Origin of the sequence: Mycolicibacterium rutilum (assembly GCF_900108565.1) — a bacterium.
Taxonomy (GTDB): Bacteria; Actinomycetota; Actinomycetes; order Mycobacteriales; family Mycobacteriaceae; genus Mycobacterium; species Mycobacterium rutilum.
The window spans coordinates 1,593,381-1,609,298 of record NZ_LT629971.1; the positions used below are offsets into that span (position 1 = coordinate 1,593,381).

General features: G+C 69.8%; 17 protein-coding genes and 2 pseudogenes. 8 read left to right on the forward strand and 11 right to left on the reverse strand.

The genetic code is table 11. The features are described from left to right. Positions 1–50: 50 nt before the first annotated feature. Both BLW81_RS07665 and BLW81_RS07670 read left to right on the forward strand, forming a co-directional pair. Positions 51–731 (forward strand): potassium channel family protein, encoded by a 681-nt coding sequence (locus tag BLW81_RS07665; protein ID WP_083410384.1) that lies wholly within the window; start codon positions 51–53, stop codon positions 729–731. A gap of 30 nt (positions 732–761) precedes the next feature. Then, the gene (locus BLW81_RS07670) at positions 762–1,337 is read left to right on the forward strand and encodes a TIGR03086 family metal-binding protein (RefSeq protein WP_083410385.1); all 576 of its coding nucleotides are present in this window, start codon (positions 762–764) and stop codon (positions 1,335–1,337) included. Positions 1,338–1,339: 2 nt separating this feature from the next. Here the strand turns inward: BLW81_RS07670 and BLW81_RS07675 are convergent. Together BLW81_RS07675 and BLW81_RS07680 are read right to left on the reverse strand one after the other, a co-directional pair. Further along, positions 1,340–2,975 (reverse strand): annotated as a pseudogene (locus BLW81_RS07675) (SulP family inorganic anion transporter). Beyond that, complete coding sequence (locus BLW81_RS07680) at positions 2,972–3,349, reverse strand: ArsR/SmtB family transcription factor (protein ID WP_083406673.1); 378 nt, start codon at positions 3,347–3,349, stop codon at positions 2,972–2,974. The pseudogene BLW81_RS07675 and the gene BLW81_RS07680 overlap by 4 nt, the downstream one beginning before the upstream one ends. Positions 3,350–3,446: 97 nt before the next feature. Between BLW81_RS07680 and BLW81_RS07685 the strand changes: the two genes are divergently transcribed. Beyond that, positions 3,447–4,451, forward strand: coding sequence for a PHP domain-containing protein (locus tag BLW81_RS07685; RefSeq protein WP_083406674.1), 1,005 nt, complete (start codon positions 3,447–3,449; stop codon positions 4,449–4,451). 81 nt (positions 4,452–4,532) lie between these two features. Further along, entirely contained in the window at positions 4,533–5,075 is a 543-nt protein-coding gene (locus BLW81_RS30140) for a hypothetical protein (RefSeq protein WP_268875606.1), read from the forward strand. A gap of 1 nt (position 5,076) precedes the next feature. Here the strand turns inward: BLW81_RS30140 and dinB are convergent, their stop codons facing one another. Then, complete coding sequence (gene dinB, locus BLW81_RS07695; protein WP_083406676.1) at positions 5,077–6,297, reverse strand: DNA polymerase IV; 1,221 nt, start codon at positions 6,295–6,297, stop codon at positions 5,077–5,079. A 27-nt stretch (positions 6,298–6,324) separates the two neighbouring features. Then, a complete protein-coding gene (locus tag BLW81_RS07700) occupies positions 6,325–6,972 on the reverse strand; it encodes a TetR/AcrR family transcriptional regulator (protein WP_083406677.1) in 648 nt (215 codons plus the stop codon). A gap of 79 nt (positions 6,973–7,051) precedes the next feature. On the opposite strand from BLW81_RS07700, the gene BLW81_RS07705 reads away from it, so the two are divergent. Further along, positions 7,052–8,521: a flavin-containing monooxygenase gene (locus tag BLW81_RS07705; protein ID WP_083406678.1), complete on the forward strand. Its 1,470-nt coding sequence runs from the start codon at positions 7,052–7,054 to the stop codon at positions 8,519–8,521. 76 nt (positions 8,522–8,597) lie between these two features. Here the strand turns inward: BLW81_RS07705 and rraA are convergent, their stop codons facing one another. From rraA to BLW81_RS07740, 7 genes and pseudogenes are all read right to left on the reverse strand, one after another. Next, the gene (rraA, locus tag BLW81_RS07710; protein WP_083406679.1) at positions 8,598–9,077 is read right to left on the reverse strand and encodes a ribonuclease E activity regulator RraA; all 480 of its coding nucleotides are present in this window, start codon (positions 9,075–9,077) and stop codon (positions 8,598–8,600) included. Beyond that, positions 9,074–9,827 (reverse strand): annotated as a pseudogene (locus tag BLW81_RS07715) (MerR family transcriptional regulator). Before BLW81_RS07715 ends, rraA begins: the two are co-directional and overlap by 4 nt. A gap of 42 nt (positions 9,828–9,869) precedes the next feature. After that, positions 9,870–10,376: a hypothetical protein gene (locus tag BLW81_RS07720; protein WP_083406680.1), complete on the reverse strand. Its 507-nt coding sequence runs from the start codon at positions 10,374–10,376 to the stop codon at positions 9,870–9,872. A gap of 81 nt (positions 10,377–10,457) precedes the next feature. Further along, entirely contained in the window at positions 10,458–11,378 is a 921-nt protein-coding gene (locus tag BLW81_RS07725) for a CopD family protein (RefSeq protein ID WP_235632213.1), read from the reverse strand. Next, positions 11,375–11,887, reverse strand: a complete 513-nt coding sequence (locus tag BLW81_RS07730; protein WP_083406682.1) for a copper resistance CopC family protein — start codon at positions 11,885–11,887, stop codon at positions 11,375–11,377. Before BLW81_RS07730 ends, BLW81_RS07725 begins: the two co-directional genes overlap by 4 nt. Positions 11,888–11,990: 103 nt before the next feature. After that, on the reverse strand, positions 11,991–12,512 hold the full coding sequence (locus BLW81_RS07735; protein WP_083406683.1) for a hypothetical protein: 522 nt from the start codon (positions 12,510–12,512) through the stop codon (positions 11,991–11,993). A gap of 8 nt (positions 12,513–12,520) precedes the next feature. Continuing rightward, positions 12,521–13,177, reverse strand: a complete 657-nt coding sequence (locus tag BLW81_RS07740) for a DUF6474 family protein (RefSeq protein ID WP_083406684.1) — start codon at positions 13,175–13,177, stop codon at positions 12,521–12,523. A gap of 198 nt (positions 13,178–13,375) precedes the next feature. On the opposite strand from BLW81_RS07740, the gene BLW81_RS29290 reads away from it, so the two are divergent. From BLW81_RS29290 to BLW81_RS07755, 3 genes are all read left to right on the forward strand, one after another. Beyond that, positions 13,376–14,197, forward strand: a complete 822-nt coding sequence (locus tag BLW81_RS29290; protein ID WP_157897626.1) for a hypothetical protein — start codon at positions 13,376–13,378, stop codon at positions 14,195–14,197. Positions 14,198–14,260: 63 nt separating this feature from the next. Then, entirely contained in the window at positions 14,261–14,752 is a 492-nt protein-coding gene (locus BLW81_RS07750) for an ImmA/IrrE family metallo-endopeptidase (RefSeq protein ID WP_083406685.1), read from the forward strand. Then, on the forward strand, positions 14,749–15,906 hold the full coding sequence (locus BLW81_RS07755) for a hypothetical protein (protein WP_083406686.1): 1,158 nt from the start codon (positions 14,749–14,751) through the stop codon (positions 15,904–15,906). The genes BLW81_RS07750 and BLW81_RS07755 overlap by 4 nt, the downstream gene beginning before the upstream one ends. Positions 15,907–15,918 lie beyond the last annotated feature (12 nt).

Genomic DNA, 15,918 nt, shown 5'->3' on the forward strand with positions numbered 1-15,918 from the left:
CGTGGAGACGCTCAGCGCAGGCACCGCGCCGCGTCGACGAGCGCGCCGTGATGCGGGTCGGTGTCGCGGGCGCCGGCGCGGTCGGGCGATCGGTCGCCCAGGAACTCCTCGACTACGGGCACCGGGTTCTGCTCATCGAGCACAATGCCCGCCACTACGAACCGCACAGCGTGCCCGGGGCCGAATGGCTGCTCGCCGACGCCTGCGAGCTGTCGGCGCTCGAGGAGTCCGGCCTGCACATGTGCGACGTGATGATCGCGGCCACCGGCGACGACAAGGTGAACCTGGCGGCGTCGCTGCTGGCGAAGACCGAGTTCGGTGTCGCGCGCGTGGTGGCCAGGGTCAACGACCTGCGCAACGAGTGGCTGTTCACCGAGGGGTGGGGCGTCGACGTCGCGGTGTCGGCGCCCAGCGCGCTGGTCGCGGCGATCGAGGGGGCGATCGACATCGGCCACGTCGTGCGGCTGATGCAGCTGCGGCGCGGCCAGGTGAGCCTGGCGAAACTGACGCTGCCCGAAGGTGACCTGCTGGTGGGCCAGCGGATGCGTGACCTGCCGCTGCCCGACAACACGATGCTGGCGATCGTCATCCGCGACAGCGGTGTCGTGCTGCCCAAGCCCGACGACGTGTTGGAGGCCGGCGACGAGATGCTGTTCCTGGTCGGCGGGTCCGGCCACACCGAGGTGCGGGGTCTTGTACAGGGGGCGCTCGAGCCGCTGCCCGAGCGATGACTTTTCGCTGGTGCGCGGGTCGGTATGGACATGATCGATCTGACCGCAGCGTGCAGACGCACCGCCGACGTGCTGGTGAACGTGACCGACGACCAGTTGAGTGCCCCGACCCCCTGTGAAGACCTGCGGCTAGACGCGTTGCTGGCGCACATCGGCGGGCTCGCGCTGGCCTTCAACGCCGCTGCGCACAAGGAGTTCGGCCCGCTCACCGACACCCCGCCCACCTTCGACCCGGCGCTCGACGACGACTGGCGGGTGCGGTATCCGGCCCGGCTCACGGAGTTGGCGCTGGCGTTCTCCCGGCCCGCGGCATGGGAGGGGATGACGCGCGCGGGCACGGTCGACTTTCCGGCCGAGGTGGCCGGGATGGTCGCGCTCACCGAGGTGGTCATCCACGGCTGGGACGTCGCACGCGCCAGCGGGCAGCGGTATGAGATCGACGACGAGACCGTCGCGGTGGTGCTGCCGCACGTCAGCCAGATCGCGGCCGAAGGTCCGGTGGAGGGGCTGTTCGCCCGCGCGGTACCCGTCGCCGACGACGCGCCGGTGCTGGACCGTCTGGTTGCGATGACCGGCCGCGACCCCGGATGGTCCGCGGGACACTGAGCTCACCTCGCGTGTGCGGCCACGTGACTGCGGGCGTGCGCGATCGCGTCGTCGAGCGAGTCAAGCAGGTGGTTCTCGTGCCGAAGTGATTCGAACACACCGACATTCGCAAGTAGGTTCATGTGCTCGGGTTGAACACCCTTGATGATGACGGTGATCCCCCGTGCCTCGAGGTCGGTCGCGATCTGGGCGAGCGTGTGCGCACCGGTGGCATCGAGCATGCCCAGCTGAGACAGGCGGATGACGACCACTGATTGGTCGGCATCGGCGATGGCATTCGAAATTCTTTCCGCCACACCGAAGAACATCGCGCCATCGAGACGCAGCAGGGCGATCTGGTCGTCGCCGGGCTGCGGTGGCCCCGGTAGTTCCTCACGGACGACGCTGCTGCGGCGAGCAACAGTGCGCAAGGCGAAGAACGCAGCGACCAGGATGCCGATCAGGACCGCGTCGACCAGGTCGAAACAGACGGTGACGGCCGCGGTCAGCACGAACGTCACGGCATCGGAACGGGTGGAGTGCAGGATCTTTCGGATGGTTCCCAGCGAGATCATCCGGAACGACGTCACCATCAGCACGCCGGCCAGCGCGGACAGCGGGATCATCGAGACGGGCCCGGTGGCCAGGTACACGATGGCGAGCAGCACCAGGGAATGCACGATCGCCGCGACGCGGGTACGGGCACCGGACCGGACGTTGACCGCGGTGCGCGCGATGGCGCCGGTTGCCGGCATGCCACCGAACAGACCCGAGGCCACCGACGCCATGCCCTGCCCGACCAGTTCGCGATCGGGATCGTAGGGTCCGGTCGGCGCCATGGTGGCGGCCACCCGCGCCGAGAGCAGCGACTCGATGGCCGCCAACGCGGCGATGGCCAGCGCGGCGCCGACCAGGGTGCGCATGGCGGCGACGTCGGCGTGCGGCAAAACCGGGGCGGGCAGGGTCGACGGCAGCGCACCGATGCTGTCGACTGGAAGGTTGAGGACCGCCACGAGCACGGTCGCCGCGACGACGGCGGTCAGCGATTCCGGAATGCCGCGGTGCAGGCGCGGCAGCGTCACCATGAGCAGCGCGACGACGGCCACCACGCCGATCGGGTAGACCGCCGCGGACCAGTCGATGTGGCTGACCACCTGCCAGGCGGCGACCACGGTGCGACCGCCCGCCGGGGTGTCCGCGGCGAAGGCGGCCGGAAGCTGTTGCAGGAAGATGATTGCGGCGATACCGAGTGTGAACCCCTCGATGACCGGCCACGGGATGAACGTCCGCGCGGCCCAGTCCGGTGATGCCGCCCACCAGCACGATCACTCCGGCGAGCACGGTGACGAGAGCGATGCTGCCGAGTCCGTGCTGGGCGACGACGGGGGCGAGGACGACGGCCATGGCGCCCGTCGGTCCGGACACCTGGACATGGGATCCGCCGAAGACGGCCGCGACCAGACCGGCCACCACCGCGGTGATCAGACCGGCGGCCGCACCGACGCCCGAACTGATCCCGAACGCCAACGCCAGCGGCAGGGCCACCACGCCGACCGTCACCCCGGCCAGGATGTCGCGGCGCCAGGAACGCGGCGCCTCGGTGTAGTCGCGACGGCTGGGCAGTAGGCGGGTGACCGTGTCGGCAGCGGCCCGGATCATCCGCGCTGTCCGAGCGGCGGCATCGCTTTGAGCGCCTCGAACTGGTCGCGCTGGGCGTCGAGCACATCGGCGAGAAAAGTCCGGGCGATCACCAGCAACTCGGACACCTTCGGGTGGGCGAGCTCGTAGAACACCGAATTGCCGACCCGCCGTGCGCTCACCACCCGATGCCGCTTGAGCACCGCCAGGTGCTGGGAGATCAGCGTCGGCTCCAAGCCGGTCTCGGCGAGAATCTGGCTGACCGGTGTCGGGCCGCGACCGGCCGACAGGATCTCGAGGATCCGGATGCGGGCGGGGTGGGCCAGCGCCTTGAAGAGATTGGCCTTGATCTCGTAGAGCGGCTGCTCCGGACTTCCGGGAAAACGATGCGGCATGGCGTTACTCATCGATTGATGGATTGAACAAATTCGCAATCCACTATATGAGGTGCGCGCGGCCAGCGCCAAATCGGCTTTTGGGCACACTGGAGTCGTGGACCCCGTCGTCGCCCTCCGGCAGATCGCCTATTACAAAGACCGCGCGCGCGAAGACCCGCGCCGGGTGATGGCCTACCGGAACGCCGCCGATGTCGTCGAAGCGCTCTCCGAAGCCGACCGCGACCGGCACGGCACCGCGAACAGTTGGCAGTCGCTGCCCGGCATCGGTCCCAAGACCGCAAAGGTGATCGCGCAGGCCTGGGCGGGCCGCGAACCCGACGCGCTGGTCGAACTGCGTTCCACAGCAGCCGATCTCGGCGGCGGCGATGTCCGCGCCGCGTTGCGTGGTGACCTGCACGTGCACTCCAACTGGTCCGACGGTTCCGCGCCGATCGAGGAAATGATGTCGGCTGCAAGGGATTTGGGACACGAGTACTGTGCGCTGACCGATCACTCGCCGCGGCTGCGAATCGCCAACGGACTGTCGGCCGACCGGTTGCGCCACCAGCTCGACATCATCGACGAGATCCGCGAGACCGTCGCGCCGATGCGGATTCTGACCGGGATCGAGGTCGACATCCTCGAGGACGGATCACTCGATCAAGAGCCAGAGCTCTTGGAGCGCCTCGACGTCGTGGTGGCTAGTGTGCACTCGAAACTGGCGATGGACTCCGCATCGATGACCCGCCGCATGCTCAAGGCGGTCGCCAATCCGCACACCGATGTGTTGGGGCACTGCACCGGCCGGCTGGTGACCGGCGGCCGCGGGATGCGGCCGGAGTCGAAGTTCGACGCCGAGGAGGTGTTCACCGCCTGCCGCGACCACGGCACCGCCGTCGAGATCAACTCCCGACCCGAGCGCCGTGACCCGCCGACGCGGCTGCTCGAGCTCGCGCTCGACATCGGCTGCGTGTTCTCGATCGATACCGATTCGCACGCCCCTGGGCAGTTGGAGTTCCTCGGTTACGGCGCGCAACGGGCGCTGGACGCGGGGGTTCCGGTCGAGCGCATCGTCAACAGCTGGCCCGCGGACAAGCTGCTGGAGTGGACCTCGTCCTGACTTGTCACACCACGTCGGTAAAACGCGCCGAACGGGGTACCCGTCGGGCTCCGGCAATTCAGCGTTATGGAGTCGACAGTGGTGAGAAAAGCGATCGGTGACACGGCCGCGGCGTTGGGCCAGCGCGCAGCCGGCCTGGTGGCCCTGGTCCGGGAGGCAGCCGAGGACGCGGCCGAGAAGGTCGGCCTGGGAGAGGGGTCGAAGCGATCCGGCGGGGACGACGCGCCGGCGAAGAAAGCCCCCGCGAAGAAGGCCGCGACGCGCGTGAACCAGCCCCCCGCCAAGAAGGCGCCCGCTAAGGCGGTGCCGACGGCGTCGGCGAAGACCGAGGCGGCCAATCCGCCGCCGGCCCCGGTGAAGAAGGCGCCGGCCAAGAAGGCGGCCGTGAGCAAGGCCCCGGCGAAGAAGGCCCCCGCGAAGAAGGCCCCCGCGAAGAAGGCCCCCGCGGCGAAGGCCCCCGCGAAGAAGGCCGAGCCGGCCATCGCGAAGAAGGTGCCGGCGAAGAAGGCTGAGCCCGCGAAGAAGGTGCCCGCGAAAAAGGCCCCGGCGAAGAAGGCTGCCGCCAAGAAAGTTCCGGCGAAGAAGACGCCGCCACGGAAGTCGAATCCGAAGGGCCGGCCCTGAATCAGTCCGGCAGGTGCGGCATTTCGAGCCCGGGATCGCGTCCCACCAGCACGCCACGGGTGACCGCGGCATTGCCGTACCGCTGACGGACCTGGTCGACGGCGGCGTCGACGGCCGTGGTGTCGGTATGCGCGTCGAACGGCAACTCCAACTGCTGTGCCCCGTCCCGGTCGATGTTCGACACCGCGAAACCCACCAGCGTCAAACCCTTTTCAGCGACCAACGGCCTCGCCTCGGCGACGAGGGCGCGGGCCGCCTGCAGGATCGCGTCGGTCGACGCCGTCGCGCGCGGCAGCGTGCGTGACCGCGTGGCCCGGCTGAAGTCGTCGAAACGCAACCGCAGGACCACGGTGCGACCGGTCCGCCCCGCCGCGCGCATCCGCCGGGTGATGCGGTCGATCAGGTTGACGACGACCGCGTCGACCTCCGCGTCCGTCATCGTGTTGCCGCGCCTGCCGAGCGCGCGCTGCGCACCGACCGAGCGCCGCCGCACACCCGTGACCACCCGCCGTCGATCGATGTTGTGCGCCAACGCGAACAGCCGGCTCCCCATCGCCTGACCCACCAGGGATCCGAGCGTCGACTCGCTGAGCTCGGCCACGTCGGCGACCGTCTCGATACCGAAGGTGTGCAGCTTCTCCGCCGTCTTGGCGCCGACCCCCCACAGCCGTCGCACCGGAAGCGGATGCAGGAACGCCAGTTCCCGATCGGGCGGGACGAGCAGCAGACCGTCGGGCTTGGCCTCCTGGCTCGCGACCTTCGCCAGGAACTTGGTGCGGGCGATGCCGACCGTGATCGGCAGGCCCACGCGGTCGCGCACCTGCTCGCGCAGTCGCGCGGCGATCTCGACCGGGGTGCCCGACACCCGCCACAGGCCGGAGACATCGAGGAACGCCTCGTCCACCGACAGCGGTTCCACGAGCGGCGTCACGTCGTGGAACACCTCGAAGACCGCCTTGGAGGCCTGCGAGTAGGCCGACATCCGCGGCGGCACGACGATCGCGTGCGGGCACAGCCGACGCGCCTCGCGTCCACCCATCGCGGTGCGCACGCCGTAGGCCTTTGCCTCGTAGCTGGCGGCGAGCACGACCCCGCCACCGACGATCACCGGACGGCCGCGCAACGTGGCGTCGTCGCGCTGTTCGACCGATGCGTAGAACGAGTCGAGGTCGGCGTGCAGAATGCTCGCCGCCTCGACACCACCGCCTCCGGACACGAACATATGTTCGCATCGGAGGGTGACGGCTGACTAGTGCCGCGTCGTCCCGTAGATGCTGGTGACCCAGATGTGGGCGAGGGTGTCGACGAGTTGTGCGGGGTCGACGGCGGGTTGTTCGGTGGCGAACGACGCCAGCATCGTGCGCTCGTTCATCAGGTTCAGTGACGTCGCGAGGTCGTGCGCCGGAATCGTCGTCGGAGCTTCGCCGCGGTCGCGCTCGGCCTGGATCGACGCCGTCGTGTGGTCGATCCACTTCTGCATGAACCGCGACCACAGGGCCCCGACGTCGGGGTTGGTTGGCCGGGCCGCCGCGCCGGCCAGCGTCACCGCCCGGTGCGCGCCGAAGGTGCTGAACAGCGCGTTGATCGCCTTCCACACGCCGGCGGGTTCGACCGAGACGTCCATGCCGCCCATGGCCGCGTCGGCGTTGCGGTCGGCCTCGTTGATGACCTGCTCGACGAGCGCCAGCAGGACCGCGTCCTTGGACGGGAAGTAGAAGTAGAAGGTCGGCCGGGACAGCCCGGCGCCCTTGGCGAGGTCGTCCACCGAGATCTCGGCCAGCGGGCGCTCCTCGAGCAATCGCTCGAGCGTCCCCAGAATCGCCTGCTCACGGTCGTCGCCGGTGGGACGCGAGGAACGCCGGGCACGGGATCCGCGCTGCTGGCTGACGGTGGTCACAGGCCTTCACTTTACACGGTGTCGAGTTTTTCAACACACTGTTGACTGACTCGACACACCGTTGATACGCTCCGGTACCATGACCGAACATCTCGACGTCATCATCGTGGGGGCCGGCATCTCCGGCATCAGCGCCGCCTGGCATCTGCAGGACCGCTGCCCCGGCAAGAGCTACGCGATCCTGGAGCGCCGCGAGAATCTCGGCGGCACCTGGGACCTGTTCAAGTACCCGGGCATCCGCTCGGACTCCGACATGTTCACCCTCGGCTTCCGGTTCAAGCCGTGGACATCGGAGAAGGCGATCGCCGACGGGCCGTCGATCATGGCGTACCTCGAGGAGACGGTCGCCGAGTACGGCATCGACAAGAACATCCGCTACAGCCACCGGGTGCTGTCGGCCGACTGGTCCGACGCCGACAACCGCTGGACCGTGCGCGTCGAGCGCAACGGCGAAGAAGCCGAACTGACCGCGTCGTTCCTGTTCGCCGCGAGCGGCTACTACAACTACGACGAGGGCTACACCCCGGAGTTCGTCGGCCGCGACGACTTCGCCGGCACGATCATCCACCCGCAGCACTGGCCCGAGGACCTCGACTACCAGGGCAAGAAGATCGTGGTGATCGGCAGCGGCGCGACCGCGGTGACGCTGATCCCCGCGCTGGCCAATTCCGGCGCCGGCCACGTCACGATGCTGCAGCGGTCGCCGACCTACATCGGCGCGCTGCCCGACGTCGACCCGTTCACCGTGCGGACCAACAAGACGCTGCCGGAGAAGCCCGCCTACGTGCTGAACCGCTGGAAGAGCATCCTGTTCCAGTCCGCGCAGTATCAGCTCAGCAGGCGTTTCCCGAAGTTCATGCGCAACCAGCTGATGACGATGGCCAAGCGCCGGCTGCCCGAGGGCTATGACGTGCAGAAGCATTTCGGGCCGCGGTACAACCCGTGGGACGAGCGGCTGTGCCTGGCGCCCAACGGCGACCTGTTCAAGACGATCCGCCACGGCAAGGCCGACGTCGTCACCGATACCATCGAGCGGTTCACCGAGACCGGCATCAAGCTGACGTCGGGTCAGGTGATCGAGGCCGACATCATCGTCACCGCAACGGGTTTGAACCTGCAGCTGTTCGGCGGCGCCGAGATCAAGCGCAACGGCGAGCCGATCAACCTGAACGACACGATGGCCTACAAGGGCATGATGCTGACCCACATGCCGAACATGGCGTTCACCATCGGCTACACCAACGCGTCGTGGACGCTGAAGGCCGATCTGGTGTCGGAGTTCTTCTGCCGCGTGCTGAACTACATGGACGACAATGGCTTTGACCGTGTCGAGCCGCAGCACCCCGGCAACAGTGTCGACGAGCGGCCGCTGATGGACTTCACGCCCGGATACGTGCTGCGCGCGCTGGACTATCTGCCGAAGGCCGGCCACGTCGCGCCGTGGCGGCTCAAGCAGAACTACCTGCTGGACCTACGGCTCATCCGTCGCGGTAAGGTCGACGACGAAGCGCTGGCATTCACCCGGCACAAGGTGCCGGCGGCCGTCTAATTCCTTTGCCGAGCAGACGCGAAACGCCCCTCTTTGCGGCGAAATTGGGGCATTTCGCGTCTGTTCGCGCTGAGAGTCAGGGGGCGACGACGACGATGCCGTCGTCGTCGCTGTAGGCGTGGTGCCCCGGCACGAACACCACGCCGCCGAATTCGACGGCGGCGTCGCGTTGGCCCGCCCCCGTCTTGCTGCTCTTGCGCGGGTTGGTGCCGAGCGCCTTGATCCCGATGTCGAGGGTGCGCAGCGTGGCGGCGTCGCGCACGGCCCCGTTGATGATGAGGCCGACCCAGCCGTTGTCGACGCCCAGGCCGGCGATGAGGTCGCCGACGAGCGCGGTGTGCACCGAACCGTCGCCGTCGATGACCAGCACGCCGCCGTTACCCGGTTCGGACAGCACGGATTTGAGCAGCGCGTTGTCCTCGAAGCACTTGACGGTGGTGATGGGGCCCGCGAACCGGTCGTGGCCGCCGAACTGGCGGAGCTGCAGATCGCAGCTGCGGACGTCGGGTCCGATCTCATCGACCAGGTCAGCGGTGGGGCGGAATTCGATGCTCACCGCTCGATGCTAGCGACGATCACGTCATGCACGAACTGCGCCAGCCCGGGCTCGACGTCGTCGTAGGTGCGGGTGAACCGCTCGTCGGCCAGATACATCTGCGCCAGGCACCGGTGCATCTCGTCGTCGCAGTCGTAGAACCGCTCGATCGTCGCGCGGTGCCGCTGCGCGAGCGCGTCGGCCTCGGCCGATCCTGGCCTCACCCCGCGGCGTTTGGCGTCGGCGAGCGCGGCCAGCAGCGCGTCGTTCTCGTTCTTGACGTCGATCCAGTCCTGCTTGGTCAACGTCGCGGCCCGCTGCTGTGACTGTTTCCAGGCGTCGGTGTCGCCCCCAGCGCGCCTCGGCCTCGGCCGCGTACTCGTCGTGGTGCGCTGTCGTGCCGAAAATCTCCGCCTGTTCCTCGGCGGTCAGCTGGATCCCGCCCCGGTGTGCGGTCATCAGTTCCTCCACTGCCTTGATCGTGTGCTCGAGCCGGTCGGCCTGCTCGAGCAGCAACTGGTGCTGTCGGCGCAGGTGCTCATAGGCGTCGGCGTCGGTATCGAGAATCGTTCGGATCTGCTCGAGCGGCAGCCCGGCCGACCGGTACACCAGAACCAGGTGCAGCCGCTCGATATCGGCATCGGTATAGCCGCGGTATCCGGCAGCCGACCGCACACTGGGCACCACCAGACCGATGTGGTCGTAGTGGTGCAGCGTGCGGACCGAGACGCCCGTGAGGGCCGATACCGCGCCGACGGTTCTGGCGTCCATACCGCCACTATCGACCCTCACGCCGCGTGAGGGTCAAGCAAATCAGTCGTCGTCGCCGCTGCGGCGCACGAGCAGCACGACGATGATCGCCAGCACACCGGCCGCGATGGCGGCGGCAACCGGCAGCCGCGACGACTCCGGCCCTTCGACCGGCACAGGAGCGGGCCCCGACACCGGGTTGCTTGCACTGGCGACAGCCGTCTTAGCCTGTGCGGCAGCTACTTTCGCGGCCGTTGCGAGAGTGTCGTCGACGGGCGTGGCCGCGGGCGACTCCGCGGCCGGAGGCTTCTTCTCGGGAGCCTTCTTCGCCGGCGTCGCCTTGGTCGCCTTCTTTGCCGGTGCGGCCTTCTTCGCAGCTTTCTTGGCGGGCGCCTTCTTCGCAGCCTTCTTTGCCGGTGTCTTCTTCGCCGGAGCCTTCTTGGCGGGCGTCTTCTTGGCGGCGGCGGGCGGGGTCGCCGGCGGCTCTGCGGCGGACGGCTGCGGGGTCGACTCTTCGGCGGGCGGCGTGCCCTGCGACTGGTCGTCGGGTCGGCCCTGCTGGTCTGCCATCAGGCTGCTCCTTCGCTCGTCTCCGCCTGGCCGGTCTAACCGGCGGCGAGTCGGTCCCATCATGCCAGGTGGGATGAGCCGCTAGCCCGTGACGGCCAGTCCAGCGGCCAGGGCCAGCGCCACGATCATCAACCCGGTTTCGACATACGACCGGGTCCGCGACACCACCGCGGTCGCCCGATGGGCACGCGCGGCAGGCACCCACATCGTGCGGTTTCGCCAGCCCAGCGTGATGAGGACGACGGTCATCACCACCTTCGCGAGCAGCAGCCGGCCGTATCCGGTGGTGTACAGGTCGGCCGGCACAGCCAACCGCTCGGCGGCGGCCACCACGCCGCCGATCAGCAGCACCACCACGCAGGCCAGCGACAGCTGCGAGAACCGCGGCAGCATCCGCGCCCACTGACCGCGGTGATCGACGGTGAGCACCAGCGCCGCCAACGCACCACACCACAGCGCCGCCGCCAGCGTGTGCGCGGTGACCGCCAGCCCACCCAGCGAGCTCTCGGCGAAATGCCCGGACAGTTGGCGAGCGGCGACCCCCACCGCCGCCGCGCCGGTCGCGACGACCGTGGTGGGGGCCGAGCGCGGCGCGACGGCCGCGGAGATGCAGACCACGACCGCCGCGCCTACCGCCAGCGCGCCCGCGCGGCCCGCGGCCGTACCGCTCGTGAAGTCGACAGCGGTGTGCACGCCGAGGCGGTCGACCCGGACCGCGGCGGCCTGCGCAGCGGCGATGAGCAGCCGGGCCAGTTCGGCCAGCACCCAGAGCGCGGCGGCCGCCGTCAGCGGGCCTCGCGCCCGCGCGGCGATCTCGTCGCGGTGCCGGTCCCCGTCGAGCATCGGCACCACCGCCAACCCCAGTGCGAGCACTGCGGCGACATCGGCGAGGACCCGCACCGCGGTGTCCGCGAGCGAGCCCTGCGGGTAGGCCAGCGCCCACGCCAGCACCGCGGCGGCGGCCACCAGCACGCCGACGGCCGCCGTGCCGCGCCGGTTCACGTGCGCCGCCGCACCGCCCACACCGCCGCCGCCCCGACGACGACCACGGCGGCGACGTAGAACGGCCACACCGGGATTCCCTCGTCCGGCGACGATTCCTGCGGGGCGGCCACCGACGGACCAGGCGTGCCCGAACCGGCCACCGCCAGCCGGAACGTCCACGAGCCGTTGATCACGTGGCCGTCGGCCGACGTCGCGCGGTAGTTCACCGTGTAGGTGCCCGACGGTCCGAGCGGGCGCACGTCGACCGCCAGCACGGCGCCGTCGACCCGCGGCTCACCGCTCTGCCACAGGTTGCCGTCCGGGCCGACGACCGTCATCGCGGCGAACTGCGGCTGCAGCGCCTCGCTGAACGTCGCCGACACCGTCGTCGGGCTCGCGGTCAATTCGGCGTTGTCCGCGGGGTCGGCGGCGATACGGGTGGCGTGCGCGGCGGCCGAGCCGGCGGCGGACACCGCGCCGAGCATCAGCACCAGCAATGAAACTAGCGTCACTGCAATCGATTTCATGTCGTCCTCCGGGAGGTGAGCGCGGCGACGGTGATCAGGGCGCGCGAAGTCGCCCCGGTGAGGGGTGTCATACGAAAGGGCTTTCTGGTGGTGGGGTGTGAGGTCAGCGCGCGAGGCGGACCGGCGGACCCCGATGCGACACCGAGGCGGCGAGCAGTAGCGCCGAACGCAGCGGTTGCTCGGCGCGGGTGGCAGCCATGCGGACCGTCGTCTCCACCGGCACCCACACGATGCGCGCGGCGGCCCGGACCGTTCGGGACACCGCACGGCACAACCGCTCGCCCGCCGCGATGAGCAGCGCACCGGCCACGACGGCGACCGCATGCGCGGCGAGCATCAGCCCCGCGGGCGGTGTGGCGGCGTGGGCATGTCCCGACGCCCCGAGCAGGACGTGCCCGAGGACCTGTCCGGTCGCCAACAGCGCCACCAGGACAGGGGTCTCGGCGGCGCGGCGGAGCGTGGTGGTCAACGCCCCGAGGGTGGCCGCGAGCACGGCCAGCTGTGCGAGAGCGGCGCCGGTCGGAACACCGGCGCCCCCGATGCCGTGGGCAGCGATCGCCAGCGTCGCCGTCAACAGTCCCGAAGCCGCGCCGCGGAGGCGGGCTGCGAAGCGAGACGCCGACACCGGGCCGCTCAGCTCAGGCCGAGGCGGGCCAGCAGGTCGGCGTCGATGCCGTCGAGGTCACGCTCGATCGCGGCGTGCGCCGAGCGGCGGCGCGGCCCGGGCATGTGCTCGGCGGCCGCCACCGCGGCCGACAACTCGCCGAGACGCTCGGTCATCGCCGCGACGAACTGCTTGGTCTCGGCGTCCTTGGGCTTCTTCTCGGCCACCAGCCGAAGCGACTGCTCGGCACCGGCGATGCGCGCCGACAGCGCGGCGCCGTGCCCGTTGAACTGCCCGACCTGGCTCAGGGGCACGCCCAGCCGGTCGGCGCGACGTTGGTCGAGGTATCCGCGGGTGGTGATCGCGCCGCGGTAGGCGAGCGGCACCACGATCGGGGCGAGCAGCCGGATCACCGTGAGCATGCGGCGAATTCGCCCGGGCGCGAACAGCTTTCCTTCACGCGCCGCTTTCAGCTGCGTCTGCGCCACCTTGAGCGCTGCCCGGTCGCTGTCGCGCTGGGCCCGCAGCTGAGCCTTGAGGGCGTTCGCCTCGGCGCGGTGCGCAGCCTTGATGCGACGGGCCTCGTTCTTGGCCGACAGCCGCGCCTCCAATTTGGCCTTCGCCTTGATCGCGCGGGCCTCGGCGCGACGGGTGGCGCGGGTCTTGCGTCGCTTGAACAAGCTCATCCCGGCTGCCGGCCTTTCTCTACAAACGCTGCTGTCTCGGCGGTACTGCAGCCCAACACTATCGTTCGGCGGCCACCGCCTGCGGCCGTGTCCCGGCCGGAGAAGTTTCGTTGGCAAGCACTCGGTCAACTGCGTTTGTGGGAGAATCGACCAATCGTTTGGGTTGCCGTGAGTGACGCGATGAAGGGTGGCACCGCAGTGGCTTCGCGCGTGCGTATCGCCGCAGCGACCGCCCTGGTGGCCTCTGGCCTGTTGGCCGCCGGTGCGGGTGCCGCGCTCGCCTACGCCGAACCGCAGGGCGAAACCGACGGTGCGTCCCAGAACGACGACGAGCAGGACGAGCCGTCGTCGGGCACGACCAACACCCGCGAGCCCACCAAGACCCGCGAACCGACCAAGACCCGCGAACCCACCAAGGAGCCCACACCCACCGAGGAACCGCCCGCCGGGTGCGACGAGGACAACGACGACGACTGCGGGCCCGGCTTGCCGTGGTGGCCGTGGTTACCCGAGCTGGGCGCCATGCCGATCGCCGACGGCGGTGGCGGCGGTGCGGTGGAAGTCCCGGCGGGTGGACCCGCACCGCCTCCGACGATGCGAGTGCCGGCCCACGTCGGCGTCGAGCGCGCCCCAGTCGCCGCCGCACCCCCGGCTGCAGTTCCTGCCGTCGAGCCGCCGTCCGTCACGCTGCCGGTGATCGTCGCACCACCTGCCGGCCCCGCAGGCGACGCGCCCGCGGCGCCGTTGCCACCGCCGCCGCGCACCGCCGACGTCGCACCGCCCGCGCGTCCGCCCGCACCGCAGGCCGACGGGCTCAGCAACGTGACCGCGCCCGCGTCGTCGTACCGGATCGGCTACACCGACTATTTGCGGACAGCGGAAATTCCGCAGCTCGTCGCTTTGGCGGCGCCGGGGGTAGCGGGCATGCTGGTACTCACCGGCGCGGGCGGACTGGTCGGCTACCGGCAAGCCAAGGCGGGCCACACGGTCCATCCGGCCGCCGCGAGGTTCGTCAACTGAGCACAAACAGGCTGCCCGAGACGCCGGGACAGCGCATAGTGGACAGGTCGAAAGGGGGCTCACATGCCAGCCAGCCGCAGCGTCACCCGCGCGGTCGGTGCCGTGCTCGATCTGGCACCGCGACACGGGGAGGTATCGCTGACCCGGCTCGTCGAGGCCGTCAGCGAGGACCGGAACCGACCGATCGAACTCAAGATGGCCGATCTGCCGCCCGGAGTCTGCGGGCAGTGGCGCCAGTACTCCGACCGTGACGTGTTCGTCATCCAGAAGGGCCTGCCCGCCTGGGACCGGACGCTGGCCCACGAACTGGGGCATCTGGTGCTCGGTCACGAGGGCATGCCCGTCGTGCAGGCCGCGCTCGACAGCACCGAGTTCGCCAGCTCCGACCTGATCGGCTACATGCTCAACCAGCGCACCGGCTGCATGGGACCGGCCGGTGAGGACGCCGAACAGGAGGCCGAGGACTTCGCGGCACTGCTGCTCTACCGGCTCGGCCGGTTGCCGTCGGACCGGTCGTCGATCGTCCAGGTCCGGCTCGGAGAGGCGTTTGGTTGATCGTCTGGGTCATCGCCGGTCTGCTCGGACTGGCCACCGGATTGCGGATCGGGTGGGCCCTGGTGAACAAGCAATCCCTGGTGAGCACGGCGATGATCGTCGCGCTGGGCAGCCTCGGGTTGGTCGCCGCGCTGAACTGGCAGCCGCTGACCCTGCTGCTCGACACCCTGCTGCGCTGGCCCAACATCTCGATGGGTCTCTCGCAGGTCGCGCTGGTCGCCTGTGCGGCCGGCAGCTGCGTCATGATCACCACGGTTTCGTCGGTTCGTAAACCGGCCACCATCCGCAGGATCGCGCTGGCCCAATACGCCGTTGCCGCCGTCATCGCGACGCTGAGTCTGGTCACCTTCTTCACCGCCGGCCAGCAACCGGAGATGGCGCCGGAGGAGTATCTGCGCCGCACGCTGAACAACGGCGGCAACTCGTTGCCGTGGCTGCTGCCGCTGCTCTACGTGCTGCTGGCGCTCTCGCTGGTGTCGTGGGCCGGGCTGCGGTACTCCAACCGCAGCCGCCGCGGCCGGGCACTGTTCGTCTTCACCATCGGCATCGTGCTGATCGTCGCGGCGTCGGGGTTCTTCTTCCTGCGCGCGGTCGGCCGGTCCGGGCCGGTCGGGGTGGGCGCGGCCGCGACCCTGCTGGGCTGCGCGATGCTCGTCGTCGCCGCCGGATCGCTGCTGCCCAGCATCGAGGACTGGTTCGGTGCGCGCCGGGAACTGCGGGTGATCCAGCCGATCCTCGACGAGCTGGGCCGACGGCAGCCCGACATCGGCATCGGGGTCCGGCCTCGCGGTCCGCTGGTGTTCCGGGTGGCCGAGCGGATGTCGCTGATCTCCGACGCCCTGTTCCTGGAGGCCACCGCCGCCGACCGCAAGAGCAGGCTGCGGGTCGACACCTCGGGCGCCGCGCCGGATGAGCTCGACGAGACCGAACTCGAATCGCCCGCGGTGCCGCCGCAAGAGCAGGCCAGCGCCATCGCGGAGTGGATCTACGCGGGGACGGACGCCGCGCCGAAGGACATACGGACGACCGACTTCCCGGGCCTGGGATGGCTCCGGCAGCCCAGCAGCTATTCGGACCGCGAATGGATCCTGGAAATCGCCGAGCAATACCGCGAACTGACCCGCCGCGGTGCCGCGACGGGTCAGTCAAGCTAGCCGGTGGTGCGA